Origin of the sequence: Variovorax sp. Root434, assembly GCF_001426595.1 — a bacterium.
In the GTDB taxonomy this organism is placed as follows: domain Bacteria; phylum Pseudomonadota; class Gammaproteobacteria; order Burkholderiales; family Burkholderiaceae_C; genus Variovorax.
Genome location: NZ_LMEK01000026.1, coordinates 129,072 through 154,767, shown reverse-complemented (window position 1 = coordinate 154,767; position 25,696 = coordinate 129,072). Strand labels below are relative to the sequence as shown.

Below are 25,696 nucleotides of genomic sequence, written 5' to 3'. Positions count from 1 at the left end.
AACTACATCGCTATCCTTAGCGCTGTAGCACCTCCAGTCGACGCATGCCCCGGACCACAATAATATTTAACAAGAGGTAGATGATCGTGGCCGCACTGAATGCTTCGAAAACGTGAAAGCTAAATTCTTGCATCGATCGAGCCGCACCCGTGAGCTCAATAAGGCCGATCGTCATTGCAACCGATGATGATTTGACCGTCGACATAAACTGTGAGGTCAATGGCGGAATCACCATTCTGAAAGCTTGAGGCAAGATGACATAACGGTACATCTGTACGGCGTTAAACCCCACGGCAGCGGCTGCGTTTTTTTGGCCGCGCGCTACCGACTGAACGCCGGATTTGATGATTTCCGTGACATGCGCGGCTTGATAAAGACTCAAGCACAGCAAAGCCGGAAAAAATTGCGCCCATGGTGCTGGTAAACCTTTGATGGCATTCCCCCAGGCGCTCGGGATTATTTCCGGAAAAACAAAATACCAAAGAAACATCTGAACCAGCAGCGGAATTCCACGAAAGAATTCCACGAAAACGGCCGAGATGCTCCTCATCGCTTTGCTCGGAACCGTTCGGCCTATGCCAAAAACCGACCCCAGGCAAAAGGCAAAAATCCATGCGGAAATGGCCAGGGATAAAGTCCACACAGTTCCGATTAGCAAAGACTCATAAAATGTGTGGACACCATCGAGAGACATTTCGCCAAAAATTGACCAACTCCATTTGTAATTCATGGCAAATATCCTCTCGACGATTATTAATACCCTACGCCAATCTAGACGCGGTTACTCGTAGGCTTTGGGGTCTGGAGAATCGGTCGGATTGGCCAGTGCCTTTTTGAGTTCAGCGCTCATCGGGTATTTCAGATTGATACCGTGCGGCGGTACAGGAGCGTTGAAATATTTGTCATAAATCTTTGCGACTTCACCGCTTTTAATCAGTGACACGATCGCAGCATCGACCGCCTTTTTGAAGCGGAGATCATCCTTCGGTATCACAATTCCGTAAGGCGCGACGACGAGCGCCTTCGTGCCGATGACGTAATCGTCAGGCGCGCCGGACGTGGCGACGAGTGCATATGCCATTCCGTCGTCGGCCACTGTCGCCGCAGCTCGCGACGTTTTCACAGAAAGAAAGGATTCAGGAGCGTCCTTGACCGGAACGACTGACATACCGAGCTTTTGCTCCGCATTGATTTTTTGAATCACCGCGAGGTTCAGCCCGCCCGAAAGACTAGTGACGGTTTTACCCTTGAACGCTTGCACGTCGTTCATATCCAGTTTGCTATCTTTTTTGCCCAAAAGAACAACTTTGGCGACAAAGGTCGTCGGTGCGAAATCGACAAACTGGTGGCGCTCCGCCGTGTTGGTGGTATTTCCACACTCCAGGTCGATGGTTCCATTGGCGAGTAACTGCAGACGAGTGGCCGAGGTCACCGGCACATAGCGGATGTCTACTTTGGGAACGGCGAGAGAAGACTTGATGATGTCCGTCACCCGTTGGCAAATCTCGATCGAATACCCCACCATCTTCTGGTTGCCGTCCATGAACGCGAATGGCAGCGAGCTGGTGGGAGAGCCTATGGAGATGGTTTGCTCAGCCTTGATCTTGTCAAGGCGGCTGGGCGTTTGCGCGTGGGCCGTCACGATAGAAGCAAGGAAACTCGTTGCGACGGCGGCAACTGCATGAAGGCTATTAAGTTTCATCTCATTCTTTCAAGGTTGGAAAAGGAAATTCTCTGGATCGGCTGATTTAAGTTTCAAGCCAAATTGACGCCTGGAGCCAATGCAACTCAGCGGGGCTTCAGACGTTCAATTTCCTTCATTTCGGAAGCAAAAATCGGTTCATATTGTTCGCCCGCGGTACCAAGCGACAGATCGTTCAGATTGTTCTTGTGCACGTATTCGGTGAAAACTGCGCCCGACCGTGCTTTCAACATGCTTTGTTGAAGTTCTTGGTAGGCCTTGGGGTTTTTCTCCGCGAAAGCGGCCGACACCACGTAGACGCCGTACCGCGCCAGAAAATGCGGCGAAGGCATCTTCACTCCATAGCCCGTCAGCAGGCTTTCGAGCGTCGGGGCCTCCGGCCAACGCGGGCTCTTCTTGTCGGAGCCGATGAACAGGGCGGTGGTCTTCGTGCGCATGATCGAACGAACGAAGTCGTCGCCCAAGTTTGCCGTCACGTCGCCGGCGAGCAGCGCGTTGATGGATTCGGACCCGCCTTTGTAGGGGACGATGGTCGCGTCGATCTTGAGGTGCTCGATCAGCCACTGCGCCATGGTTTCCTGGGCCGAGCCTCCGGTGACCGAGATGGACAGCTTGCCGGGCTTGGCTTTGGCCTGCGCAACGAACTTTGCGAAGGTATTGAGCTCTGAATCGTTCTTGACCAAAAACACACGCGGCTCATGCAGGTCGGCCATGATGACGCGGAAGTCGGTTATCTTGAAGTTCGCGCTGCCTCGTGCGACCGCTAGGTTCAGGTCCGGCTGGTTGATGGCCAGCACCGTGGAGCCGTCCGCGCCTTCACGCAGCAACGTGGTCGCGGCGATCTGGCCGCCGGCGCCGGGGACATTTCGCACGAGGATATTGCGACCGTTCAGGGCGGTCGAGAGCGGAACGGAGATCAGCCGTGCGAAGGCGTCAGTGCTGCCGCCAGGGGGATAGCCCACGACGATCGACAGCGGTTTGTCGCCCTGGGCGTGGGCGAGGCGCGGCGCGGCCATCGCCAGAACTGCAGAACCCATTGCCGCGGAAAATTTGCGGCGGCTGACTGAAGCTTCACTCATGACTGCTCTCCTTCAAGAGATTCGACTTAGCCCAGTAGGCGGTCGTCGTAGGGGGTGGTATTGAGTTGCTCGACGCCGGTTGCGGTCACAACAACGACGTCTTCGAGGTGGGCGCCGCCGACGTGCGGTTGGTCCGGTAGGACCACGCGCGGCTCCAGGCACATGACCATGTTTTCTTCGACAACGAAGTCCACGCGGCGGTCCACCAGCGGCTCGCCATGCAGGCCGTAACCCAACTGGTGCCCGGTGTTACCGGTGTAGACGTAATCGCCCCAGCCGTGGTCTGCGATGACTTCACGGGCGCGGGCATCGATGGCCTTGCCGGTCACGCCCGGGCGGATCATCTTTTTGGCTTCCTGCAGCGCCTCGTACGTAGCGCGGTAGATGGCGCGCTGTGTATCGGTCGGCTCGCCGCCGCAGAGGACGGTGCGGCCCAGGTCGGCGGTATAGCCCTTGACCACGGCACCCAGGTCCAGGATCACCATCTCGCCTTCGCGGATGATCTTTTCGGTTGCGATGCGTTCGAACATCGAGGCGTTCGGGCCCGATGCGATCAGCGGAATGAAGGGCTCGAATTCAGAGCCGGCGCGCCGCATCGCGGCCACTGCGGTGGCCGAAACGAAATGCTCGCTCACGCCCGGCTTGATCGCTTCGATGGCGGCCAGCGCGCCCAGGTCCGCAACCTTCAGCGAGTTGCGGATCAGTTCGACTTCGAGCGGGTGCTTGACGGCGGTGAGCTGCAGCCACATCGGCGCGACGTCGCCGATCTGCAGTGCCGGCAGTGCGCGGGTCAGGCCTTGATAGACCATGTGCGGCATGATGTCGGTGCCGATGCGGCCAGTCGAAACGCCATAGTCGCTGAGCATCTTTTCGATGACCTCGTGCCACTTCGAGACATGCGGCAGACGGCGTGCATCTTCGATGTCCGACTTGAACTTGATGCGCAGGTCATCGCTGCCAGAGATGTAGCCAACGATTGGCGACTTGCCCTTGACCACCAGAGCGACATATTCCGGTTCCAGAAAGGGACGGAAACCCTTCACATAGAAATCGGTGACATAGCGCACGGCTTCAGCCTTGAAGAAGAGGAAGGCATCGAAGCCCGACTCTTCCAGCGCCTTCTGCAACTTCTGCTGCTTGATCGAATGCAGTTCGTCGCCGGCGTAAAAGCTCGGGGGTTGCTTTTCGAACTGGATTTCTTTGTTCATGAGAGCCTCTTTGGTTGGATGAAAAACGCGGCGTCTAACTTGGCTATTCAGGCCTCTGCTTTGGCTGCAGTAGCAGTCGCGGCCACAGCGCGGAAAGCCTGAACTGCAGAGTCGACAGATGCAGAATTGATGTGACGGTGGGTCACGCACCGCAGGAGCGCTGGGCCCCAGGGGCGTACCAGCACGTTGCGCACGCGAAGCTCGGCTTCCCACTGCTTCGCGTTCAAACCGGTGCCCGACAGGTCGAGCTGAACGATGTTGGTTTGGGGGTGACGGATGCGCAGTCCCTCGATGGCAAACAGCCCCTCGGCCAGCGCTTTTGCCTGGGTGTGGTCTTCGTGGAGCCGGTCGATCATCGAAGTCAGAGCCGTGACGCCCGCAGCAGCGGCAATGCCGACCTGGCGCTGCGCGCCGCCAATCAGCTTGCGCAGCCAGCGAGCGCGCAGGATGACTTCCTTGGAACCCACCAGGACAGCACCCATCGGCGCGCTGAGCCCCTTGGAGAGGCATACCGAGACCGTGTCGGCATAGGTGCACAGTTCCGCAGCGGGCACGCCGAGGGCCAAGGCCGCATTGAACAGCCGAGCGCCGTCGAGATGCACGTGGACGCCTGCAGCGTGCGCCGCTTCATAGACCTGGCGCATGTGGTCCAGGGATGCGACCGAACCGCCTTCGTTGTTGTGAGACGTTTCCACGCACACAAGGCCCGGTCTGAGGTTTCCCTTGGTCGAGCTCAGCGTTGCCTTCAACACGTTCAGATCCATCGCGCCATTCGGATCAGGGATGGGCTGATAGAAGGTTCCGGTAAAGGTGGCTGCACCGCGTTCAGCGGTGTAGATATGCGAACCACTGCCAGCCAACACCGTATCAGCCCTGTCCACCTGCGCAAGGATCGACAGCAAGTTGGCCATGGTGGCGCTCGGCGCATACATGCCAGCTGCCTTGCCGAGGAGCCCGGCAGTGAAGCGTTCAAGTTGGGCAGCTGTCGGGTCACCGTCCAATCCGTCGTCACCCAACACCGCCCCGCGCATGGATTCGTACATGGCTTCGGTCGGAAGGGTGACGGTATCGCTGCGAAGGTCAACCGTAGAGGTCAGAGTTGAAGGATTCATGATTCGCTGTCTTGTGGTTTGCTGATCGAGGACTGCGTCGTCCCCCTTGTATGGAGCGGATTTTGGCAGTACGTGCCTTATCGAGAATTGATATATTCACATTTCAACTTTGAGTTGAACTCATGAATATCAGCTCCTTGAACACCCTTCGTGCCATCCTGGTGCATGGCACTTTTACCGCCGCTGGTGCGGCGGTCGGCTGCACTCCCAGCGCCGTTAGCCTGCAGGTCCGCCAGTTGGAAGAGTTCTTTGGCCAACCGCTTTTCGATCGCAGCACGCGAGTGGTCAGGCCCACTCCGTTCGCACGAGAAGTCGCGGCAGCTGCTTCCGATTTCAGCAACCGTCTGGATGCCCTGCGGGCCAAGCCGACGATGGTGATCGAGGGGCGGTTCCGGCTCGGCGTCATCACCAGCATGCAGAGCGACCTGATGCCTCCGGCGCTGCAGCTTTTGCGGGCACGTCACCCGGGCCTCGACGTGCGCATTCCGCCCCTCAATGACACCGACGAGCTGCTGACCGAGCTACGCGCCGGGCGGATCGAAGCCGCGCTGCTGGTACGTCCTGGAGCGGGAGGCTCTACGCGGATGGTTTGGCATGACCTGCACAAGCAGCCCTATGTCATGCTGGCTCCGCCCAACGCTACGTCCACCGACCCCCGTCGGCTGTTGGCCGACCACGGATGGATTGGTTACGACACCAGCCTGCCGGGTGGAAAGATCGCCGCCAGGCATGTTCGTGCCCTGGTACCTAACATCGCCTGCAGCATGGAATTGCGTTCGATGGATGCCATCGTGTCGATGGTTTCTCTCGGTATGGGGGTCACGGTGGTACCCCAGCCGCGGCATCAACTCCTGCAGGCATATGAGTTGCAGGAAGTCAGCCTCGGCAAGCAGGCACCGTTTCGTCGTATCTCCTTGGTTTGGAGACGCACGGATGACGGAAACAGAAAGGTGATCGAGGTGGCCAGTGCTTTCGCAGAGGTTCAAAACGCCAGGGTTATCACCGTCTGAATCGGATGGCGCGGTATCACGATTGGGGCACCGCACCCCCACTGGGTCACTTCTGGATGGAATTCAACCCTACGGAGTCAGTTTGTCGCCCAAAATTTCGCGGGCCGGTCCGTCCGAGCTACTGGGAGCGCGACTGACTGAACTGTTGCCGTGGACCAAGGTCATCAGCATCTTCATGAAGTCCGCTTGCTGGTCAGCCGGCAAAGGCGCAAGGAGTCGTTCTTGCGTGCGAAGCAGGCCAGGCTCCACCACCGAGAGTAGGCTTTCGCCTTCGGGCGTGATGGTCAGTAGACGCACCCGCCGGTCATCGGGACTTGCGTTCCGGGTCATCAACCCACGGGCCTCAAGACGGTCGACCACACTGCCAATGGTTGAGGTGTCAATGCCGATCGCACGAGCTAGACCTCGCTGGTCGATTCCCGGCTGAGCCGCAACCGCCGCTAACGCCCCGTATTGAACCGGGGTGATGCCATGCAGCTTTGTCTCCTCGAGAAACAAAGCAACCGCGATTTGGTGCAAGCGCCTGACTTGGTATCCGGGAAGGTGCTCGAATTCGGCAGTCATCGTTTCGGGGAGAACTAAGGGTTAACACGGGGATTTTGCAAGAATTATAAGCCTACACTTATCGTCAGCACACTCATTAACAGTACACTTATCACTATAGAAACCATGGCAGAAGCTCTCACCATCGATGTTTCGCGGTTGATCGACGATCGCCGCATCAATCGCTTCAACGTCAAGCTTTTGGTGATCTCCTTTCTGTTCGTTCTGCTGGACGGCTACGAGCTCACTGCTGCAGCGTTCGCCGCGCCTTACCTTGTGAAGGAATGGCAGATCACGACCTTGGCTGCGCTCGGGCCAGTCTTTAGTGCGAGCCTGGTCGGCGTTGCGCTCGGCGCCCCGTTGTTCGGCTACGTCGGCGATCGATTCGGCCGCAAGGTCGCGATCATTGGCTCGTGCTTGCTATTCGCCGTGTTCACACTTGCCTGCATCAAGGTCAGTTCATCCACTGAGCTGCTCTGTCTGCGCTTCCTCGCCGGGATCGGCATCGGGGGGCTGCTCCCAAATATCACGGCACTGAATGGAGAGTTCGCGCCGCGCCGGGTCCGCGCGACGCTGATCATCATCATGTTTACGGGCCTCACCTTCGGAGGGGCGCTGCCGGGGCTGATTTCCGCGACTCTCGTGCCCGCCTACGGATGGCGGATCCTCTTCCTCATTGGCGGTATTGCACCAATTGCGGTTGCCATCCTGGCGGTCTTTTTCCTGCCTGAATCCCTGAAATTTCTTGTATTGAACGAACGCAGCCGGAAATCAATCGTCGGCATCGTGCGCGCTCTCAACTCGGCCCTTGTGATTGGTCCGAACACGAAATTCGTCGTTCAGGGGGAATCGGGCTATTCGGGATTTCAGCCAAAGCTACTTTTTACTGGCCGACTTGCTTACCTGACTCCCCTCCTCTGGGTCATGTTCATCTGTTGTCAGATGGCCTTCTATTTCACCAACAGCTGGTTACCCACTGTCCTCGCCTCTGCACAAGTGACCGCCTCACACGCGGCTATCGCCACATCAATCTTCCAGATCGGGGGCACCATTGGTGGCCTGGCGCTTGCGCGACCCCTTGATAAGCACGGATTCAAGCCGGTCGCTGTTTTGTTCGCGCTGTCTCTTCCCATTGTCGGTTCGCTGGGATTTCTTACCGGCGAGGTTCCGCTGCTCATGGTGGGAGTTTTCTTCGCGGGTTTCTGCCTCCTCGGTCTCCAACTAGGACTCAACGCTGCATCGGCACTCATTTACCCAACTGCCTTCCGAGCAAACGGCTCCGGTTGGGCCTTCGCTATCGGTCGCGTTGGAGCGGTGAGCGGGCCGATCCTCGGCGGAGCCCTCCTGGCGATGAACTTGCCACTTCACCATGTCTTTCTGATGCTGCTGATCCCGCTCAGCTTTGGGACCGCAGCAAGTGTCGCGATTACCCGGTTGAGCGGCAGCGGCTTTCAGGACGGCACGCGGATACAGGCGACCACGCAATAAAGCCATCGAGAGTACTGGAGCGTGATCGAAGCAGGTCGGTCCACATGGCAGCCGTCCATTTGACGCGGTGCCAATTTTTCAAGCTTGTTATCTAAGGATGGTCATGAAGAACGATATTTCCATTGGGTCCGTGGTCGACGCGGTTGTCGTTGGCGCCGGGTTCGGAGGCCTTTACGCTGTCAAGTCTCTACGCGACGCAGGCTTCAAAGTCCAGGCGTTCGAAGCTGGTGACGGTGTTGGCGGTACCTGGTACTGGAATCGTTATCCAGGTGCGCGCGTTGATCTTGAATGCTGGGACTACTCATACTCGTTCTCCCAGGCGCTGCAGGATGAGTGGAACTGGACCGAGCGCTATCCCACAGCTGGAGAGCTGATGCGCTACCTCAATCATGTAGCTGACCGCTTCAGCCTTCGTGAGTCCTTCCGCTTCAATACGCGGGTGGAGTCGGCCATCTTCGACCAAGAGCGCAATGTTTGGACGATTGCAACTTCGGACGGCAACACCACCACCGCCCGCTTCTTCGTCCCGGCGACCGGCGTGTTGTCCGTCCCAAAGCCCCCGGACATCCCTGGAGCGGAAAGCTTTCGAGGAGAAAGCTTCCATACGGGTCGCTGGCCGCAGCACGACATCGACTTCTCTAACAAGCGAGTGGGCATTATCGGCACCGGTTCTTCGGGTGTGCAAGTCATCCAGGCAATAGCCGGGACGTGCAAGCACCTTACGGTTTTTCAGCGTACGGCAGTATTCGTGCTTCCTGCGAAAAACTACGCCCTCACACCGGCAATGCGAGCGCGGGTGCGCTCGGGCTACAGCGAACGTCGAGCGATCAGCCGGTTGACCCGCTTCGGCAATTCAGTTCCCGCCGCCTACGAGTCCGCGCTGGAGGCGAGCCCTCTTGAGCGCCAGAAGAAGTACGAAAACGCGTGGGAGAACAGCCACCTTCTCGCCTTTCGCGCTTGCTACGGTGACATCCTGTCAAACGAGGAAGCGAACGAAACCGTCGCCGAGTTCGTGCGCGAAAAGATTCGCACGACCGTCAAGAATCCGGAAGTAGCGAAGAAGCTGCTGCCCTATGGGTTTCCCTTTGCCACCAAGCGACCATGCCTCGGGGACACTTACTACGACGTCTACAACCGCGAGAACGTCACGCTCGTTGACCTCCAGTCCACGCCGATCGAGGAGATCGTGCCGAATGGCGTGCGCACTAAGGAATGCGTGCACGAACTCGACGTCCTGATCTACGCTACAGGATACGACGCGCTCACTGGTGCGCTTAACCAAATCGATGTGCGCGGGCTCGGAGGGCGCGCGCTCAGCGACAAGTGGGCGGAAGGCGCAAAGACCTATCTGGGTCTCATGGCCAGCGAATTCCCGAACATGTTTACCGTCACCGGGCCAGGCAGTCCAGGGCCGTTGGCCAACATGTCGATGGGGATCGAGCAGCACGTCGATTGGATAACGCGCTTGATGAAGTACATGCGACAGCACAACTTCGAATGCATTGATGCCAACGCGAACGCTGAGCACGAGTGGATGCAGCATGTGCAGGATCTTGTGTCACGCACGCTTTATCTGAAAGCGAACTCGTGGTACCTCGGCGCCAACGTTCCCGGAAAAGCGCAAGTCTTCCTGCCTTATCTCGGGGGGCATGGAAATTACAGAAAGAAGTGCGACGACGTGGCCGAAGCCGGTTACGAGGGGTTCCATCTGACCCGCTCGAACACATCGACCGCGAAGCAGTTGGCTAGTGCGGGTGCGGCGCAAGAGGCGCAGGCCGGTCTGGCCGGCGGAGGCGTCTAAAAGCGGCGACGGAGTCACGAGCCTTCGATCGCCTCAGATGAAACGTCTTCAGGTGTTCAGCCGAACGCGGCGTAGCTCGATGCGCAATGGCAGCGAAATAAGCCGCCGTTTTGCGGGCGTTGGCCAGGCCGCTTCTTTACTTTTGCCGAGTGAACGCTCGGCCTGCAACGAGGCCAGTAAGTCGCGTTGTTTTTAACCGGTCATCTCCAAGATGACATCCTTCAGGAGAAAACTTGAACCTCGTGGATCAAGACAAACGTGGCCGACGCTCGATCGGACGTGCGGATGAGTCGGCAACCGTAGACATGGTACACATCGAGCATGCCCTTCTAGATGTCGGAGGTGTGCATACCAGCTACTACACTGCCGGCGACCCAAGTTCGACACCGGTCCTCTTGCTACACGATGGCGCCTGGGGCGCCGACGCGATGTTGTCTTGGAGGGACGTCCTGATAGATTTGGCAGCCGATCACCGCGTGGTCGCGCCCGATCTTCCCGGCTTCGGCCAAACCGACAAGGTCGTGATGTTCGGCGCATCGCCCTTTGAGCATCGGTTGCGTCACCTCGCTGGCTTTCTCAAGCTTCTGCAGCTAGGTGGCCCACCGCACGTGGTGGGAACTTCCTTCGGCGGAACGTTGGCACTTCGCGCCGCTGCGGTCTCTGCCTTTCCTATGGCGAGCGCGACAAGTGTCGCAGGCACCGGTGGACCGTGGCGGGTCGAATTTGCCAAGCAACTCCTCGCCGACCTGGAGCCCGGACGTGAGTACATCTCACGAGTCGTGGAGGTGTTGACGAATAGGACCTCAGGACTGGACGAGCATATCGACCGCCGCTACGAAAACTCTTTGGCTCCCGGCCATTACGCGGCCATGGTCTCACTGAGACTCAAACACCCCGCCGCGGCGCCTGCCGTCATCGAGGACAGGTACCCCAACAGTTTGGCTGACGCTGCCGTTCCAGTCTCGGTGATCACGACCGCCCAAGACCAGCTAGTGGAGCCGGACTGGCCGAAGCACGTTCGACCTGTAGCTCCGAATGTGGTTTTCCACCAGATGGACGGCCCCCACTCCCCTAATATCACTCATCCGCAGGAACTAGCTGCGATTTTGAGAGACATCATGCGCAATCAAGGGTGATCGCATACACGTACCGAATAGGCGCCGCTGGGGTCGCCGGTAAGCGTCAGCTCATGGCCCTCTTGACCGCGGCCGTTCGCTCAGATGTCGAAGACCTGGCGCAGCATGTGGAACGGCCCTCGCCATGAATGCCCGTTGCCGGTGTTGACTGTGCCCTCAAAGCCATCGATCGCGTGAATCCTTGCAAGGAGAGCATTGAGATCCTGGGTGTCCCCCGTTCGCACCTTCAGGATCATGGCGGTCTCACCTGCCACCGAGTGAATCTCCTCGACCTCCGGAAATTGCTCTAGAGGCAAAAACTGCTGGGTTACTGCCCAGCTTCGCGTGTTGACGTGGACGAACGCGAGGACTGCCCGCCCCACGGCGGCGCCGTCGATGTCGGCGGTGACAGCTTTGATGACGCCGTCATATTTCAACTTCTTCACGCGCTCGTGCACGGCGGTGGCAGAGAGATTCAGGGCTTTCCCAAGGTCGGCATAGCTGCGAGTCGCATCCTCGGCCAGTGGAGTATTTCCTCTGCGGGCTGCGCCCCTCAGTTAAACGAAGCCGAGCGACGGCTACGAGATCTTCGGTCTACAACAGCTTTGCGAAGTCCGACGCAAACAAGTGCGTCGTCCTTGAAACAAGCGGCGCACCCCTCTATACAGTCGCCAGAAGCGCTTCCTTTTCCTTCAAGTGCGCGCGAAGCCGGCTGGCATAGTCTTGCGTGACGGCGGCCTGGATGCTCGGACGCCGAGCCAAGGCGAGACGCCAGTTTGCCACCCGTTTCAGCCCATCAAACACATGATGGGTTGGCTCGAAGTCGAAGTCGAGAATGTCGAAGTATCGAAAGATCGGAGCCATGACGGCATCCACCATGCTGAAGCTTTTTCCAGCGAAGTAAGGGCCGTCCAACATCTCGCCCTCAAACCGTTCCAGCTTCTTCCTGAAGGCAGCAGCTTTGGCACAGGCTGTCTCGTGGTCGGTGGCGTTCAGAAGGCCCCAGGCATCCGACAACGCAGCAGAAGCGAATTCGATCCACGCACGATGTTGTGCACGAAGCAGCGCATCCTGCGGATGCAATGCCGGACTGGGTTGCAGATCCTCGAAGTATTCGCAGATAGCGACGCTTTCGAATAGAACGGAATCGCGTCCGTCGGCGTGCAAAACCTTGAGCAAAGGAACCTTGCCCATTGGAGAAATGGCGAGAAACCAGTCTGGCTTGTCGTGAAGATCGACATTGACCCGCTCGAAGGCGATCCCTTTTTCGTGCAACACGATGGCGACGCGCTGGACGAAGGGGCAGAGGGGATGACTGATAAGTGTCAACTGCGTTTGTGACATTGGAAGAAGCCCTGTAAAAACAAGGCCCCCACGAATGGGGGCGGTCGCGTGGCGATTCGTTTGGTTTTACGACTTCAAGAACTCTTGGGTCGAAACCGCATTGCCGTAGAAAGGCAAGATATCCGCCAGGAACGAGGCCTGCTGCTCCTGCGTGAAGGCCGCCGACGCGTCGTAGATGACGTTGGTGTGGTAGCCAAGGTCGTGCGCATTGCGCAGCGTCGATTCCACGCACTGGCGCAAGGCATAGCCCATCAGGTAGATATCTTCGATCTTGTTGTTGCGCAAGTAGCTGTCCAGCGTCGTGGCGGCAAAGGCGCTGCTGCCGCCGGTGCGCTCGGTGATCACATGCTCACCGGCAACTGGCTCGAAGCCTGGGAAGAACTCCGTCTGCTCGCCGAGGAAGGATTTGTAGGCGGGGATCATGGTGCGCAGACCGTACCTGCCCTGGCCCATCGCCTTGTAGCTCGGCTCCAACACCATGGCGACGTGAATCACCTCCATGCTGCGGCGCCGGGCCTCGGCAAGCACTTTCCCGGAATTCACGACCGAATCGTCGAACTGCTTGCGATCCTGGAATTGAGGATTGATGCTGCCGGTAGATGCCACCCAGTCGTTTTGATATTCGATGAGGATCAGCGCACTTTTGCGGGATTCGGTGGTCTGCGGGGATGTGGAAGGCGTGTTCATAGGAGAGTTGCCCGTTAAGGATGGTTTGAGTGTGGTTTGCAATCAGCCGTTGAGCGTGCGGCCGCCGTCGACGATGATTTCGGAGCCGACCGTCCACCGGGACTCGTCCGAAGCCAGGTACAGCACCGCCTTGGCGACCTCTTCCGGCGTGCCGAAACGTCCAAACGGAATGGTTGCGGCGATGTCCTTGTTGGCCTGCTCGCGATAGGCATCGGGAATGCCGAGCTTGTCGTACAGCGGCGTTTCGACCGGGCCGGGGCTGACGGCGTTGACGCGAATGCCGCGCCCGAGCAGTTCGCTCGAAAGCGTCTTCGACATGTTCAGAAATGCGGCCTTGGTTGCGGCATAAACCGACGAGCGCACCGCGCCGACGTGCGCATTGATCGATGTATTGAGCACCACCGATGCGGGGCTCGCGAAGACAGGCAGCAAGGCCTGAATCAGGAAATACGGCCCCTTGACATTGATGTCGAACGAGCGATCGAACATTTCTTCTGTCCACTCTTCGATCGGCATCCAGACGGATACGCCAGCGTTGAGGAAAGCGATGTCGAGTTGACCGTAGTGAGCCTGGACGGCTTGTGCCAGCTCCTTCTGCGCGGCCACGCTGGCTGAATCGGCGCGCAGCACCAGAACTTCGCTGCCCAATTCCGACTGGGCCTTGGCGAGGGAATCGGGATTGACGCCGGTGACGATGACACGCGCGCCTTCGGCGAGGAATTGCTTGGCCGTTTCAAGGCCAATGCCGCTGGTGCCGCCGGTGATGAGAGTACGTTTGCCTTGCAAGCGGGACATGAAAATTCTCCTGAGGGGTTGATCGTGGGCAGCCACTTGGCTGCCCTGCCGTGTGAAGAACTATGCACTCATGCCAGAATCTTTATAAGATCGTATCTTTGAATATTATTCATGCTCCACACGCATGAATTGGAGGTTCACTTTGGATCGATTCCTGTTGATGAATTGCTTCGCTCGCGCCGTGGAGACGGGCAGCTTTTCCGCTGCGGGTCGCGACCTGGGCTTGGGACAACCGAATGTCAGCCGGTACGTGGCGGCCCTGGAAGATCATTTGCAAACCAGGCTGCTGCATCGATCAACGCGCAAACTTGCCCTGACACCGGAGGGGGAGCGCTACTACGCGGAAGTCCGGCGGATTCTTGACGCCGTGCACGAATCAGAGTCGTCGTTCAAGGAGAACGTCGATCCGTCCGGATTGCTACGCGTTGCCTGTCCGACCGCGCTGAGCTATGCATTTGTGTTGCCGCATGTGCCCGCATTCCTGGAGCGTTATCCAGGATTGACGCTGGATCTCCAGACCAACGATCGATATGTCAATCTGGTCGATGAAGGGGCTGAACTCGCGATTCGGATCGGACATTTGGCAGACAGCGCACTGCGTGCGCGCCGCATTGGTTTGTTCGACCGCGTGTGCGTTGCCAGTAAAAAATACCTGGCTCAACGCGGAGTCCCCAGTACGCCCGATGACCTGCGCGGACACGATTGCGTGATCTACACCCTGCTGTCGTCCGGTGCCACCTGGCGCTTCCGGGATACCGAAGTTCCGGTCACCGGCAGGCTTCGGGTCAGCTCACCTGAGGCCGCGCGCGAATCTGTTAACGCGGGGCTGGGAGTCGGGTACGGGCCGGAATGGCTGTTCGAGGAAGGGCTGAGGAACGGCAATTTGCAGTTGCTGCTGACGGCATATGCCAATCCGCCCGTGCCTATACAAATCGTTTATGTGGCGAACAGACTTCTTCCGAAGCGGGCCATCGTATTCATGGATTTCATCGCCGAAGAATTTTCGAAGGTTCCAGCATTCAACGTCCGCGATTGATTGCCTCAAATGCAATGAACCTGGTGTCAAGCGACATCAGGATCTGCCCCCCAGGGGGGCAGTTTGTCGTGTCGCCTGACACCTGGTAAATAACTCCGGGTCAGGATTCCATGGAAATCAGTCCTCGTACCTGTTGATTTCCATTACAAGGCACCCCACTGGGTCAGAGGTCCGCCGATCAACATTCCCAGAACCTCGCTTGTGGAAAATCAGCCACATCCGTCAAGGCAGATGGATTCGCCGGTATTTCTGTCGGTATTTCCAAGGACCGAGCGCGGAAAACCAAGTATTCATGCGCCTGCTGACAGAAGATTCGATCCCCTCCGGGGAATGGGCATCCGCATCGCCCCGCTGCGCGGCAGGGCCGCCAAGAACAGCCTACTCCCGCAGCGTGAACACCACTGACAGGTAAGAGACCGGCTGAGTCTGAATGGCCTCGATCCCATGCAGTGCGGTCGCATCGAACAGCAGCGAGTCCCCTTCCCTCACATCCACAGTCCTGCCGCCATAGCTGTACCGGACCTCGCCGGACAGGAAGTACAGGAACTTAAGACCCGGGTGCTGGAAGGTCACGTAGGGATCGGCGCCGGGCAGCAGCGTGACCAGGTAGGGCTCGACGAACAGGTTGCCCGAGAGTAGGTGGCCCAACAGCTCATAGCGGTAGTCCGCCACCGCGCCGATGCGATCGACCAAGACACCATGTCCTGCACGCACATGGCAAAAGTCAGTGCGCCGCGCCTGATCACTGAAGAAGCGTGAGGTCGGCACATGCAGGCCCTGCGCGAGGCGCTCCAAGGTCTCGACCGAAGGCGAGACCAGACCGCGCTCGATGCGAGAAAGCATCGAGGCAGAAATCCCCGAGGTCTTGGCCAGTTCGCCACCAGACATCACGGCCGCCATGCGAAGCGCCTTCACCTGCGCGCCGATGCGAGCCGCGGACAGACTGCGCACGACAGGCGCGGGTTGCCTCGGTCGGACACGCGTCACCGAGACCGGCAGCCGCAACGGGCGAACTGTTGGCAGCGGCGAAGCCCGCTCTCTATCGGCCATCTTGAATCTCGCACATGAGAATGGTCAGTTAGCACCTTGCACAACACATCCGAGAACGACTGCGAAAACGCAATAACTAGTCATATACTTTGTAGCTCTATGCCATTCTATATGCGGCAATTAAGCGGTGCCAAGCCGCCGTGCTCCTCCTGTTCCGCCACCCAACTTTCCGCGTGCCTTTCGGACTGTGCGGGTCGCGGTAGGCATCCCGCAGGAGGCCTTTGACACAGTCTCATCTCGGACCTATGTCAGCATTCTTGAAAGAGGCGTGAACGTCCCCACGCTCACGAAGATCGATGCTCTGGTTCGGGTTCTGGGCCTGCACCCGTTGACCGTGCTCACGCTCGCCTACGCGAGTTCACCGTCGTTCGAAGAAATCAGCAAACTCCAAGAACTGGTGGCGGGAGAAATCGCAGGTCTTGGGTTGTCGGGGTTCTCTCCAAACTCGTTGCCCAGAGGCAAGACTCGCAGCACCACATAAGAGGTTTGGGCTTGAGGTTGTCGGCGTCCACGAGGCGTGAATTCTTCGTCGTGGAAACCCTTGACCCTCAGAGCCCCCAGCCATATACCCGCGTCGCGAGCAGCCGCCGAAGCACTTAGAGCGGCTAACAAAACATGTCATCGCCAAATAACTGTTTGGCGTTTGACGATTCATGGGTCGAAGTAAGAACAGGGAAATCAGCGTTGCGCTTTGGAAGAAGGTCGAGCCACTGCTGCCGCAGGTAGTGCCCTCGCTCAAGGGAGGCCGCCCAAGGGTCAGCGACCAGATGGCACTCAGCGGTATCGTCTTTGTGCTTCGCACCGGCATCCCTTGGGAGGAACTGCCCCAGGAACTCGGCTTTGGCAGTGGCATGACCTACTGGCGGCGTCTGCGCGACTGGCAGGCCACGGGAGTGTGGTTTTCTTCAAGGCGGCCGACGCGCTGGACACCTCTCCGGCCAACGTGACACGCTACGTCAACGAACTGGAAGCCCACTTGCGCACGCGGCTGATCAACCGCACATCGCGCCGCTTGTCGCTCACCGAAGGCGGCGAAGCATTGTTCGACCGGGCGAAGTCGATTCTTGAAGAGGTCGCAGAGACCGAGGCGCTGGCGACCACCGCGTCACTGCAGCCGCGTGGGCGCCTGCGCATCAACGCGCCGCTGAGTTTCGGCAGCCTCGTGCTCGCGCCGCTGTGGCCGAGATTCATGGCGAAGTATCCCGATGTCGAGCTCGACATCGCGCTCATCGACCGCGTGGTCGACATCGTCGAGGAAGGCTACGACCTGGCCATCCGCATCTCGCGGACCACGTCGGGCAACCATATCGCGCGTCGCCTGGGCAGCTCGGAGAACCTCGTCTGTGCCTCGCCCGAATACATTGCGGCCCACGGCATGCCCGAGGTTCCGGCGGACCTTTCGCGGCATCCGTGCCTGGGCTACACGTACGGCGCGACATCCGATGAGTGGCAGTTCGCCGGCCCTGGCGGGACGCTGGAATCCGTGCGGGTTCGCTGGGCGATACGGGCCAACAATGGCAACACCGCCCGCGCCGCAGCAATCGCCGGCGCCGGTGTGATCTGGCAGCCGAGTTTCGTGATCGGCGAGGACGTGCAGGCCGGTCGGCTGGTCGAGGTCATGCCCGGCTATCGCATGCCCCCCATCGACATCCTCGCGATCTACGCAAGCCGCCGCCACCTCAGCGCAAAGGTGCGGGTGATGGTTGACTTTCTGGTGGATGCCTTGCAGCACACAGCGCTGCGGGAGGGCGCGTAGGCACCGGTTTGCAAGAGACCGGCCGTTGTCGCCATCAGGGTTGCCTTGGGTCCGTTCCCGGGCTTTCGGTCCACCGGTCACGGGCAGTACGTCTTCCCCAGCCTTCTCACTGGCGAGCTACCCATGAGTGACGACACCGTGAACACCGCGCTACGACGCATCGGCTTCGACAACACCGAGATGATGGCGCATGGCTTCCGCGTGATGGCGCGCACCATCATGGTCGAACAGATGGACGTCGAGCCCTAGGTGATCGAAGCGCAGCTCGCGCACGGGAAGAGCGGCCCGCTGGGCGCTGCCTACGATCGCGCAGAGTTCGTGGTGAAGCGCCGCAAGATGATGCAGCTGTGGGGCCGACCACCTCGACGAGTTGCACCAGGGTGCAAAGATTTTGGCTTTCAAGGCGGCCTGAAGGCCTCCCTCAAAGTGACGCCCCTTTCGTGCCCTCGCGAACACCAGCAAGAAGTGAGGCGCGATGCGGGGTTGTGGCCGGCTAGCGGGATCTTCCAGCATCCTTGTTCGGATATAGCGACCGAACCGTCGGTTTCAGCGCGCGGCAAGGATCTTTGATGCTTCCTCCGCTTGAATGCGCGCTACCTCTTTGCGCTGCTGGTTGTACTGGCCCCCATGTGATCTTGCCTATGTAAAGGGCCAGCGAAGCCTGATCGAGACGCGCTGAGGCCCCTTCTGCGGAAGTCGCGATGCCCATCCCTTTCGTTCCGCTGTGTGCACGCATGGCCGCGAGCCACTTCGAATTGAATCCAGCGACTTCAGCGCGCCAAGCGGAGAAAAGCGCTTTGTCTTGTGCGGCCAGAAATGATTCGTCAGCGAGTTGCTCAAGCGTGATCTCTTTTGCCTGGCACGCTGACTTCTGCATCATCCGTTGCATTGCAGGGCCAGCGCACATCGCCTCCGACGCTGCTTGCAGAGCCTTTCCGGTCTCTGCCAATGGGCTGCTCGGCGGAAGAGGCACGCCATCTGGGCCAGTTTGAACGCGCGTCAGCGTCCAGCCTTTAGAGTTCATGCACGCGTCGAAAAGACCGCCGTTCATCGCCATTCCACTGGAGGCGGCGCCACCGTCCTGATTGAAGAAAGCCGTTTCGGATTATTGCTGCGCACCTTGCAAGCAGGCGTAGCGGTCGCTCGCGAAATCGTCCTTCGATGCACCCGGCTTGTTCCAAAGATTTTGGGCGCACCCACCGTGCAGCACGACCATGGCGGCCGCGCATAGAAGAATTCTCATGTTCGCTCCTTTTCGTTGTTAGACCGCAAACAGGACGCCCTTCCTACTGCTAGAGGACTTCTACCGAAGTTCAGTGGGCAGTGAAATATACATTCAGCTACATTTATCCGAGGGCATACTCGGCTTTCGAGTTCAGCTGCAGAACAGACTGAACTGAGTTTCCAAGTGGACTACCATCTGCGCGATCACGGGGCCGGCATCGAGCAGTTCGACTGGCGGCACCTTCATCGCCCTCGCCTCCTCTGCAGTGCAACAGTGCATGGCAGCCGGCCAACTTGAGAGCAACTCATGGGACACATTAAATCCATCGGTATCCTCGCAACGGCATTTCTGCTAGTTTCGTGCGGCGGAGGAGGGGACGGCTTCACGGGGTCCGCGTTCCCTGGTGCTGGTAGTGGACAGCCAACAAGCCCACCTACTACACCCACACCACTCCGAGGGTCGCTGATCGAAGCATCGGGCGGAATCGCGCTTCTAACGGGTGACACCATCAACGCTGCAAGCGCCCGGGGCGGGTATCAAGCGGTCGCTGGGAAGGCAAAGTGCAATGTCAAAGTGATGCCGATTTACTACCATACGATCGGGCCCAACGGGGAATCCACAAATGCCTCGGGAGTCCTTCTTCTGCCATATGGACCAGTAGGCAATAACAACAATGTCCCAGAGTGCATGACCGCATCGTCCCTTGTAGCGTATGCCAAGAGCACTGACGTTCAAAAGCCGCGCACCCTGGCGAATCCGCAAGACCCTGAAACCCTTCTCCTGGCCGCCATATATAGCTCGCAAGGGTACGCAGTGGTTGCGACTGATTATTTGGGCTACGCTCGATCAACATTTCCATACCACCCCTACCTCAATGCTGACTCAGAGGCCAGTTCCGTCATCGACTCGATCCGAGCTGCGCGACAAGCTGCCGCCGAGCGAAACTTAGGGGGTTCCCTTTCCGGAAAGGTGATGTTGCTGGGCTATTCTCAAGGCGGTCACTCCTCCATGGCCGCCCAGCGTGTAGGCGAAAGGGATGCCGCGTCGGAACTGAACATAGTGGCTGCCGCACATCTCGCGGGCCCCTATAACGTATCAGGCCAAGTGAAGTCTCCTGATGCGATTCTCGGATACCAGTTCATTGTTCCGTTCATGGTTACCGCCTATCAAAAGGTCTATGGCAACGTCTACTCCGATGTCAATACCGCCTTCAAACCGCCCTACGCATCGAACATCGCGAGTTTGCTGCCAAGCCCGACGCTGAACTACGCCACGCTGGTGAGCACGGGCGCGCTGCCGGGTGCCAATAACGAGACTCCGAACCAGGCGCGCGACGAACTGTTTCAGGGCTCGTTCCTAGCGGACGTGCAAACCAACCCGAGTAATACTCTTTACCTCGATGCAAAAAAGAACGACCTATTTGGCTGGAGCCCCAAAGCCACAACGCTGTTATGCAGTGGCGCTGGCGACCCGACCGTACCTCCAGCGCTGCACCTCATCCCATTGAAGGCGAATTTTGATTCTCGCGGCGTCACCACCGTAAGCACCCTGGATGTCGATGCCCAGGTGCAGGCTACCTACGGCCCTGGCGGCCATGCGCCCACTGACTCCAGCTCTACGGCCTACGCCACCTACTACAGCAACTATCACGGCATATACGAACCTCCCTTCTGTCATCTTGCCGCACGGCAACTATTTGATTCAGTGAAATAGCAGAAGCAATCCCTGCTCCAGCCGGAAGCCGAAACAGGAGACTACTAAGGCAGCGCTGGACGCTACTTCGCGCCAGCCTGCTCCGCGATATTGCGCACCGAGTCACCCGCACGACGCAAGCCTGCGGACGATCCCAGCCAATAATTGCAGACTTGCCCGAAAGCGATGGGGAGAGCGCCGAACATAACATTCAACAACTGGCAGGCGTTAGCGGAAAAATCGGCCTGCACAATGAAGAGCCGGCAGATGCAGAAGAAGTAGCCTGGCACGATGAGCGTGGACACGACAGGTGCACCCCAAGCGACGGATGACTGCTCTTTCGCAAGGTCCACTGTCTGCTAGCGTGCGCTCTGGGTGTCCTGCAGCCATGCCGCTTCGCGCGCCTGGTCGATCCGCGCAAGTTCGACGGTCAGTGCATTCTCGGCTTGCTTGACGGCGACGATCTGCTCCGGACCGAGGCGCCCAGATGCGAGTTCGCCGGCTATGTCGGCTTCGGTGGCGCCCCGGTTGAACGAAATGAACCCAATTGCATCGCTGTCGGCGCGCTCTGTGACCACGGCCAGCAGGTCAGTGCTGAGGTGTGCCCGAGTCAGTTCGACCTGACCTCACCCCACCGCCAAGCGCTGAGTACAGCTCGAGCTTGCCGCCAAGCTCTCGTATGCCGGCCGCCCTGAGCGGTGCAGCGCTCAGCGAACCGATGCCCTCCCCCGACTTCTGGGTCTCGTCGGCCTGGTGCAGCTTGCGTAGTTGCCGCGCCCAGGTTCGCATCCGGGCGCGCTACCAAGTGACGATGTAGACCACGCCCCCGACTTCATCCCGCGGCTCGTCATCGCCTCAGGCATCGGGCGTCACTGCATCCGGGTAGATCGGATCGAGCGGCTTGGTCAGCCCGAGAAACAAAGGGTGGCGACGGCTACGAGGTTCAAGCATGTGCTTTTCTAGCGCGGATCCTCGGAAAGCTTGAACACGGGCTTTTCGGTCGTGTTCTTCATGTCTGGCAGCGAGCGATCTCACGCCAGTCCCCATTTGCCTCGCAGACTAACGTCAGCATGGTATTTGTAGCGGTCACAAGATTGCCGTTCAGCCGAAGATTCCCCCCATCATCGACAACGGTGAGCGCTGCCGCGAACCTCATAGAAAGCGTGTGTCCGGGGTACGTGGGTGGAATGCTGTTGATATTGGTCGTACCCGTCACGAAGATGTAGCTCTTCGAGATGGACACGACCATAGTAGATGCTGAAGCAGTCTCGAAAGGAATGGAGTCCTTGTTTGCACCCGCCGCCCCAACCAATGCGGCACTGGCCAATGAAACACCGCTTTCAAATTGACATCCCGAAATCGTGACCGTGTTTGATGCGTTGGACTCAACCCTTACATCCGCCGTCCCGGTCTTGCGAAACTTACAGCCGGAAATTCCTACGCGCTGCGCGCCCTGGCTTGCCGAATAGGGCGTGTTTGGTGCAACATGAATCCCGAAGCGATTTGTAGCCGATTTCGTGCCGACGTTATAAAAGCTGCATCCGCTGAAGTTAAAGTCCATCTCTGGCGTCAAGATGCGCACATCAGTTCCTGACTGGCTAATCCAACGGCAGCCGGTGAAATTCAGGTCTTCATAGTGTCCCGTGTTGTCAGCTAGAACACCAAAACAATCCGTTACCCCGTTAGGCATATTCCCAGCCCCATTGAACCAACAGCCGGTGAACTGAAACTGCATCTTCATGCCTGCCCCCGTCAGATAGACATTGTGTCCATCTCGAGTACCGTCGAAATAAGTCTGCACAAAATGCAAATTTGCGCATCGATACGCTGGGCTGACCAACATGATGTGATCGCGAAAATTTCCCATGTCTATATTGACCATGAAGACGGCTTCAACGTCGTAAATGGCCAGTGCAACCGCGCCGATGGGCGTGCTGTTCGGCTGCAGATCATCGGTGCCGCGAAGGAAGCAGTCGATGATGTTTAGGTTGGCTCCTAGATTAACGTCCGGCGCAGTCACCGGATAACCGCAAGTAATCGCAGTCCCTGCACCCGTTGGGTTCACGATGAAGACTTCTGACAGTGTGGTTTGTTCAAAGCCACGGAAGTTGAATCCGCCGTGATGGCGCTGAAGTCGCAGACGGCTGAAGAACCCACGTCGTTCGAACTCGAAGTCGAAGTAGGCCCCTGACGTCCTGGCCGGCGCACTGGTGATGGAGAAATTTTCGAATGCTCGGTAGATCGTCGATCCATCAGCGTAGAAGACAGAGTCATTCGCCGACGAAGTCTTCAACACAGTTGCATCAATCCCTTCGCCGTAGATGCGCATGTTGTTAGCGCCCGTCGTATCAATCCGTGCGCTGAGAACATAGGTTCCTCGCGGCACAAAGATCGAGCCTCCCCCAAACAGATTTGATGTAGTTGACGGCCGCTTGGAACGCGGCCAGATCATCAATGACGCCATTTCCTAACGCTCCAAAGTCCTTCACGCTCACCTGATCTGCCAGCCAAGCGCTCAGCGTTCGTGTTGTTGCTCCCGTGAATGGCGCCGCGTAGTTGACAGTTGTCGCATCAGTTGGCATTGGGACTCCCTTTGGCATGTTGAGGAACTGAGGTCCAACAAGAAATTCCCCGGCGGCAGGTTGTGCGATTCCATGCGCTTATCCAGTGTGGTGGCCAACGGGCGCCGCTTGTTGCCGTTTGGGGACAAAACGTTCCGCCGTGAAGTCACTGCAAAAGCTGCGCCGCACGCGCACATGAGCAGTTCGCACCTTCCGTATCGAGAGGAGCGCCCCGCCGCTGCCACTACCGCTCATGACAAAGCGCCTGCCATAGGCAGGAGCGCCCGCCGGAGCTGAACTGAATCTTGGCCGCGGCCACCTGCAGGAAGTCGAGCAAAGGAATGCGAGGAATACCTCTTGGGCCAATTCGCGCGATCAGGCCCCCTTCAGGCCGCCTTCACGCCGCCTTTCGCATCGTCGTGCAAACCCGGTTCCGCCCCCCCATCTTGGCCTCGTACAGCGCCTTGTCGGCTGCCTGGATCAACGCCTTCGGCGGCCCCTTGGTGATTGCAGGGCTCAGCGCATCCACGCCGGCACTCAGCGTCACGAACCCGTCGGGCGTACCGGCGTGCACGATTTCCAGGCTACGAACCGCGCTGCGGATTCTTTCCGCGAGGATGACGGCGCCAGCCACATCGGTATGCGGCAACAGCACCGCGAGTTCCTCTCCGCCGTAGCGGGCCGCGAGGTCTCCCGGACGGCGCGAAGCGAGGCTGGCGATCGTGCGGCTGATCGTCTGCAGGCACTCGTCGCCGGCCGCATGTCCATAGATGTCGTTGTACTGCTTGAAGCAATCGACATCGATCATGATGAGCGCCAGGGTGCTCGCATCGCGCATGGCCCGGCTGAATTCGCTGTCGAGCGTCACGTCGAACTGGCGGCGATTCGCCAACCCGGTAAGGCCGTCCTCCATGGCGAGCGTATTCAAGGTCTTGTTGAGCGTTTCCAGCGCGTCGCGCGCCCGCCGCAGTTCGGCCTCGCTCTTGTTTCGCAGTTCCATCTGCTTCACCAACCGCCATCCGACGAAGCCGACGATCGACGTCATGAGAATGATGCCCGCCGTATGCCAGAGCGTGTCCTGCCACCATGCGGCCAGGATCTCATCCTTCGAAAGTGCTGCAGTCACGAACAGCGGATATTTGTCGAGACGCCGAAAGCTGTTCAGGCGCGTGACGCCGTCCTGCGCTGATAAGACTTCTGTCGTTCCTACCGGACCTTGTGCAAGGTAGGCGCGGAAGAGCCCGGTCTCCCGCATGTTCCGTCCAACTATGTCGGCGCTGTATGGCCGGCGAATCATCATGGTCCCGGTTTCGAGGACCAGACCGATCGCGCCGGCACGGCCTATGTCGAGGCTGTCGTAGAACTTCGTGAAGAAGTCGATATCGATCGTCGCGAGCACCACGCCGGCGAAGCTGCCATCCGCATTGTTGATGCGCCGGGAGACGGGAACGAGCAGCTTTCCGTTGGTTCGGCTTTTCACCGGAATGCCGATGTGCGGCCCCCGCTCCTCGTGCTCTCGATGAAATAGAAAGTACTCCCGGCTCGCATTGTTCAGGTTCAGATTCTGCGACGTCGTCTGCCTGGAGTTCGCGACCCAGTTTCCATCCTTGTCATAGATGTGGATTGCATCGAGCTGAGGGAGTTCGGCCACCCGCATGGCAAGCACCTTGCGAAGCCGTTCGACGGCCGCCGGCTCCGTGCCGTCGTGTTCGACGCGCTCGACGATGCCGACCAGCGCCGTATCGGCCTGCTTGATCGTGTCTTCCGCCTGCTGTGCCATGGCACGCGCGAGATTCGACGCTGCGACGCTCATCTGCTGGAGCAGGACCCTGCGTGCGTGCCAGCTGTTCCAGCAGTCGAGCGCCACGAGGGTGAGGCAAACCACGGCCACGAAAGCGGTCGTCCGGAAGATGATGGATGGCCGGCGAAACACTATGTGTCTTCGGCGCAATGATGTCTGGAGCCCATACCCGACTTTGGCACATCCTTGGTTGAATCGGCCACTATCACCACCAGCCATTGGGCCTGTTCGGGCAGGCAAGCAGGGGCCGCCGACAGCCGATCGCGCGCAAGATAGCCCGGCCGCAGACAAAAATCTCCGGGATTAACCCTCGCCAGGGCCTGTCAGAGTGCCCTCTGTGCGCCCTCTGGAATCAATGGCGACAAAGGCTCGATAGCCTCGCCCGTCTCCACGTAGTTGAGCTCGATCGGGTGGACGACGGCTGCTGCGGCCTCGCCGTCGAATTTCACCAGCAGGTACTCGCCGCTCGCGCCGGAGATGATCCCGAAACGGCCATTGAGTTCGACCCTGCTGCCGCGCCGCGCCGGCACCTTGAAGCGCATTCGAATGTAGGGAAGACCTACGCGGAAATACTCGACCATGTGAACTCCCAGTCTTGTTGTCGGTTCGACGGGGAAGCACGCTGCAGGCCCGTGCGGATCTGCGCAAACTCCCTGGCAGTGATCTCACCGCCACCCCTTGGGAGGGCGTG

27 protein-coding genes and 1 pseudogene are annotated in these 25,696 nt (G+C 58.9%); 10 read left to right on the top strand and 18 right to left on the bottom strand.

Features of this window, described 5'->3' with window-relative positions; genetic code table 11:
* Window positions 1-16: 16 nt before the first annotated feature.
* From ASD05_RS25505 to ASD05_RS25485, 5 genes are all read right to left on the bottom strand, one after another.
* Complete coding sequence (locus ASD05_RS25505; RefSeq protein WP_056598280.1) at window positions 17-730, bottom strand: amino acid ABC transporter permease; 714 nt, start codon at window positions 728-730, stop codon at window positions 17-19.
* 51 nt (window positions 731-781) lie between these two features.
* A complete protein-coding gene (locus ASD05_RS25500) occupies window positions 782-1,702 on the bottom strand; it encodes an amino acid ABC transporter substrate-binding protein (RefSeq protein WP_056598274.1) in 921 nt (306 codons plus the stop codon).
* Between the two features lie 86 nt (window positions 1,703-1,788).
* Complete coding sequence (locus ASD05_RS25495; RefSeq protein WP_082572330.1) at window positions 1,789-2,781, bottom strand: Bug family tripartite tricarboxylate transporter substrate binding protein; 993 nt, start codon at window positions 2,779-2,781, stop codon at window positions 1,789-1,791.
* Between the two features lie 26 nt (window positions 2,782-2,807).
* Complete coding sequence (locus ASD05_RS25490; protein WP_056598271.1) at window positions 2,808-3,989, bottom strand: M24 family metallopeptidase; 1,182 nt, start codon at window positions 3,987-3,989, stop codon at window positions 2,808-2,810.
* A 47-nt stretch (window positions 3,990-4,036) separates the two neighbouring features.
* The gene (locus tag ASD05_RS25485; protein ID WP_056598269.1) at window positions 4,037-5,101 is read right to left on the bottom strand and encodes a threonine aldolase family protein; all 1,065 of its coding nucleotides are present in this window, start codon (window positions 5,099-5,101) and stop codon (window positions 4,037-4,039) included.
* 122 nt (window positions 5,102-5,223) lie between these two features.
* Between ASD05_RS25485 and ASD05_RS25480 the strand changes: the two genes are divergently transcribed.
* Window positions 5,224-6,111 (top strand): LysR family transcriptional regulator, encoded by an 888-nt coding sequence (locus tag ASD05_RS25480; RefSeq protein ID WP_056598267.1) that lies wholly within the window; start codon window positions 5,224-5,226, stop codon window positions 6,109-6,111.
* A 69-nt stretch (window positions 6,112-6,180) separates the two neighbouring features.
* On the opposite strand, the gene ASD05_RS25475 is transcribed toward ASD05_RS25480, so the two are convergent.
* Window positions 6,181-6,675, bottom strand: coding sequence for a MarR family winged helix-turn-helix transcriptional regulator (locus ASD05_RS25475; protein ID WP_056598265.1), 495 nt, complete (start codon window positions 6,673-6,675; stop codon window positions 6,181-6,183).
* Window positions 6,676-6,780: 105 nt separating this feature from the next.
* Between ASD05_RS25475 and ASD05_RS25470 the strand changes: the two genes are divergently transcribed.
* The 3 genes from ASD05_RS25470 to ASD05_RS25460 all read left to right on the top strand — a co-directional run bounded on the left by ASD05_RS25470 (window position 6,781) and on the right by ASD05_RS25460 (window position 11,079).
* Window positions 6,781-8,142 carry an MFS transporter gene (locus tag ASD05_RS25470; RefSeq protein ID WP_056598263.1) on the top strand — a complete coding sequence of 454 codons (1,362 nt, stop codon included), beginning with the start codon at window positions 6,781-6,783 and terminating at the stop codon, window positions 8,140-8,142.
* A 103-nt stretch (window positions 8,143-8,245) separates the two neighbouring features.
* The gene (locus ASD05_RS25465) at window positions 8,246-9,943 is read left to right on the top strand and encodes a flavin-containing monooxygenase (RefSeq protein WP_056598792.1); all 1,698 of its coding nucleotides are present in this window, start codon (window positions 8,246-8,248) and stop codon (window positions 9,941-9,943) included.
* 242 nt (window positions 9,944-10,185) lie between these two features.
* Window positions 10,186-11,079, top strand: a complete 894-nt coding sequence (locus ASD05_RS25460) for an alpha/beta fold hydrolase (protein ID WP_235508107.1) — start codon at window positions 10,186-10,188, stop codon at window positions 11,077-11,079.
* Between the two features lie 80 nt (window positions 11,080-11,159).
* On the opposite strand, the gene ASD05_RS25455 is transcribed toward ASD05_RS25460, so the two are convergent.
* The 4 genes from ASD05_RS25455 to ASD05_RS25440 form a co-directional block, all read right to left on the bottom strand.
* Entirely contained in the window at window positions 11,160-11,582 is a 423-nt protein-coding gene (locus ASD05_RS25455) for an Lrp/AsnC family transcriptional regulator (protein WP_321165889.1), read from the bottom strand.
* A 136-nt stretch (window positions 11,583-11,718) separates the two neighbouring features.
* Window positions 11,719-12,402 carry a glutathione S-transferase family protein gene (locus ASD05_RS25450; RefSeq protein WP_056598251.1) on the bottom strand — a complete coding sequence of 228 codons (684 nt, stop codon included), beginning with the start codon at window positions 12,400-12,402 and terminating at the stop codon, window positions 11,719-11,721.
* 66 nt (window positions 12,403-12,468) lie between these two features.
* Window positions 12,469-13,089 (bottom strand): isochorismatase family cysteine hydrolase, encoded by a 621-nt coding sequence (locus tag ASD05_RS25445; RefSeq protein ID WP_056598248.1) that lies wholly within the window; start codon window positions 13,087-13,089, stop codon window positions 12,469-12,471.
* A gap of 42 nt (window positions 13,090-13,131) precedes the next feature.
* Window positions 13,132-13,884: an SDR family oxidoreductase gene (locus ASD05_RS25440; protein ID WP_056598245.1), complete on the bottom strand. Its 753-nt coding sequence runs from the start codon at window positions 13,882-13,884 to the stop codon at window positions 13,132-13,134.
* A gap of 142 nt (window positions 13,885-14,026) precedes the next feature.
* On the opposite strand from ASD05_RS25440, the gene ASD05_RS25435 reads away from it, so the two are divergent.
* On the top strand, window positions 14,027-14,920 hold the full coding sequence (locus ASD05_RS25435) for a LysR family transcriptional regulator (RefSeq protein ID WP_056598789.1): 894 nt from the start codon (window positions 14,027-14,029) through the stop codon (window positions 14,918-14,920).
* A gap of 378 nt (window positions 14,921-15,298) precedes the next feature.
* On the opposite strand, the gene ASD05_RS25430 is transcribed toward ASD05_RS25435, so the two are convergent.
* Window positions 15,299-15,871: a helix-turn-helix domain-containing protein gene (locus ASD05_RS25430; RefSeq protein WP_056598787.1), complete on the bottom strand. Its 573-nt coding sequence runs from the start codon at window positions 15,869-15,871 to the stop codon at window positions 15,299-15,301.
* 367 nt (window positions 15,872-16,238) lie between these two features.
* Here ASD05_RS25430 and ASD05_RS30845 point away from each other — a divergent pair, with 367 nt between their 5' ends.
* The 4 genes and pseudogenes from ASD05_RS30845 (at window position 16,239) to ASD05_RS31000 (ending at window position 17,975) form a co-directional block, all read left to right on the top strand.
* Window positions 16,239-16,451 carry a hypothetical protein gene (locus ASD05_RS30845; protein ID WP_235508091.1) on the top strand — a complete coding sequence of 71 codons (213 nt, stop codon included), beginning with the start codon at window positions 16,239-16,241 and terminating at the stop codon, window positions 16,449-16,451.
* Between the two features lie 172 nt (window positions 16,452-16,623).
* Window positions 16,624-16,869, top strand: a pseudogene (locus ASD05_RS29750) (transposase); the annotation flags it as partial.
* Window positions 16,866-17,726 (top strand): LysR family transcriptional regulator, encoded by an 861-nt coding sequence (locus tag ASD05_RS25420; protein WP_235508089.1) that lies wholly within the window; start codon window positions 16,866-16,868, stop codon window positions 17,724-17,726. The pseudogene ASD05_RS29750 and the gene ASD05_RS25420, both read left to right, overlap by 4 nt.
* Window positions 17,727-17,849: 123 nt before the next feature.
* Window positions 17,850-17,975, top strand: coding sequence for a hypothetical protein (locus tag ASD05_RS31000; RefSeq protein ID WP_321165888.1), 126 nt, complete (start codon window positions 17,850-17,852; stop codon window positions 17,973-17,975).
* 244 nt (window positions 17,976-18,219) lie between these two features.
* On the opposite strand, the gene ASD05_RS30305 is transcribed toward ASD05_RS31000, so the two are convergent.
* Window positions 18,220-18,777, bottom strand: coding sequence for a hypothetical protein (locus ASD05_RS30305; RefSeq protein ID WP_157610279.1), 558 nt, complete (start codon window positions 18,775-18,777; stop codon window positions 18,220-18,222).
* Between the two features lie 54 nt (window positions 18,778-18,831).
* Entirely contained in the window at window positions 18,832-18,969 is a 138-nt protein-coding gene (locus tag ASD05_RS30300) for a hypothetical protein (protein ID WP_157610277.1), read from the bottom strand.
* A gap of 669 nt (window positions 18,970-19,638) precedes the next feature.
* On the opposite strand from ASD05_RS30300, the gene ASD05_RS25415 reads away from it, so the two are divergent.
* Window positions 19,639-20,664: a lipase family protein gene (locus ASD05_RS25415; protein ID WP_321165887.1), complete on the top strand. Its 1,026-nt coding sequence runs from the start codon at window positions 19,639-19,641 to the stop codon at window positions 20,662-20,664.
* Window positions 20,665-20,726: 62 nt separating this feature from the next.
* Here the strand turns inward: ASD05_RS25415 and ASD05_RS25410 are convergent, their stop codons facing one another.
* The 5 genes from ASD05_RS25410 to ASD05_RS25390 all read right to left on the bottom strand — a co-directional run bounded on the left by ASD05_RS25410 (window position 20,727) and on the right by ASD05_RS25390 (window position 25,586).
* On the bottom strand, window positions 20,727-20,948 hold the full coding sequence (locus ASD05_RS25410; protein WP_056598234.1) for a hypothetical protein: 222 nt from the start codon (window positions 20,946-20,948) through the stop codon (window positions 20,727-20,729).
* Window positions 20,949-21,002: 54 nt separating this feature from the next.
* Window positions 21,003-21,221 (bottom strand): hypothetical protein, encoded by a 219-nt coding sequence (locus ASD05_RS25405; RefSeq protein ID WP_056598226.1) that lies wholly within the window; start codon window positions 21,219-21,221, stop codon window positions 21,003-21,005.
* 431 nt (window positions 21,222-21,652) lie between these two features.
* Window positions 21,653-22,972, bottom strand: a complete 1,320-nt coding sequence (locus ASD05_RS30295) for a hypothetical protein (protein ID WP_157610276.1) — start codon at window positions 22,970-22,972, stop codon at window positions 21,653-21,655.
* Between the two features lie 629 nt (window positions 22,973-23,601).
* Entirely contained in the window at window positions 23,602-25,137 is a 1,536-nt protein-coding gene (locus ASD05_RS25395) for a sensor domain-containing diguanylate cyclase (protein ID WP_056598215.1), read from the bottom strand.
* 191 nt (window positions 25,138-25,328) lie between these two features.
* Window positions 25,329-25,586, bottom strand: a complete 258-nt coding sequence (locus tag ASD05_RS25390; RefSeq protein ID WP_056598213.1) for a hypothetical protein — start codon at window positions 25,584-25,586, stop codon at window positions 25,329-25,331.
* Between the last annotated feature and the right edge of the window lie 110 nt (window positions 25,587-25,696).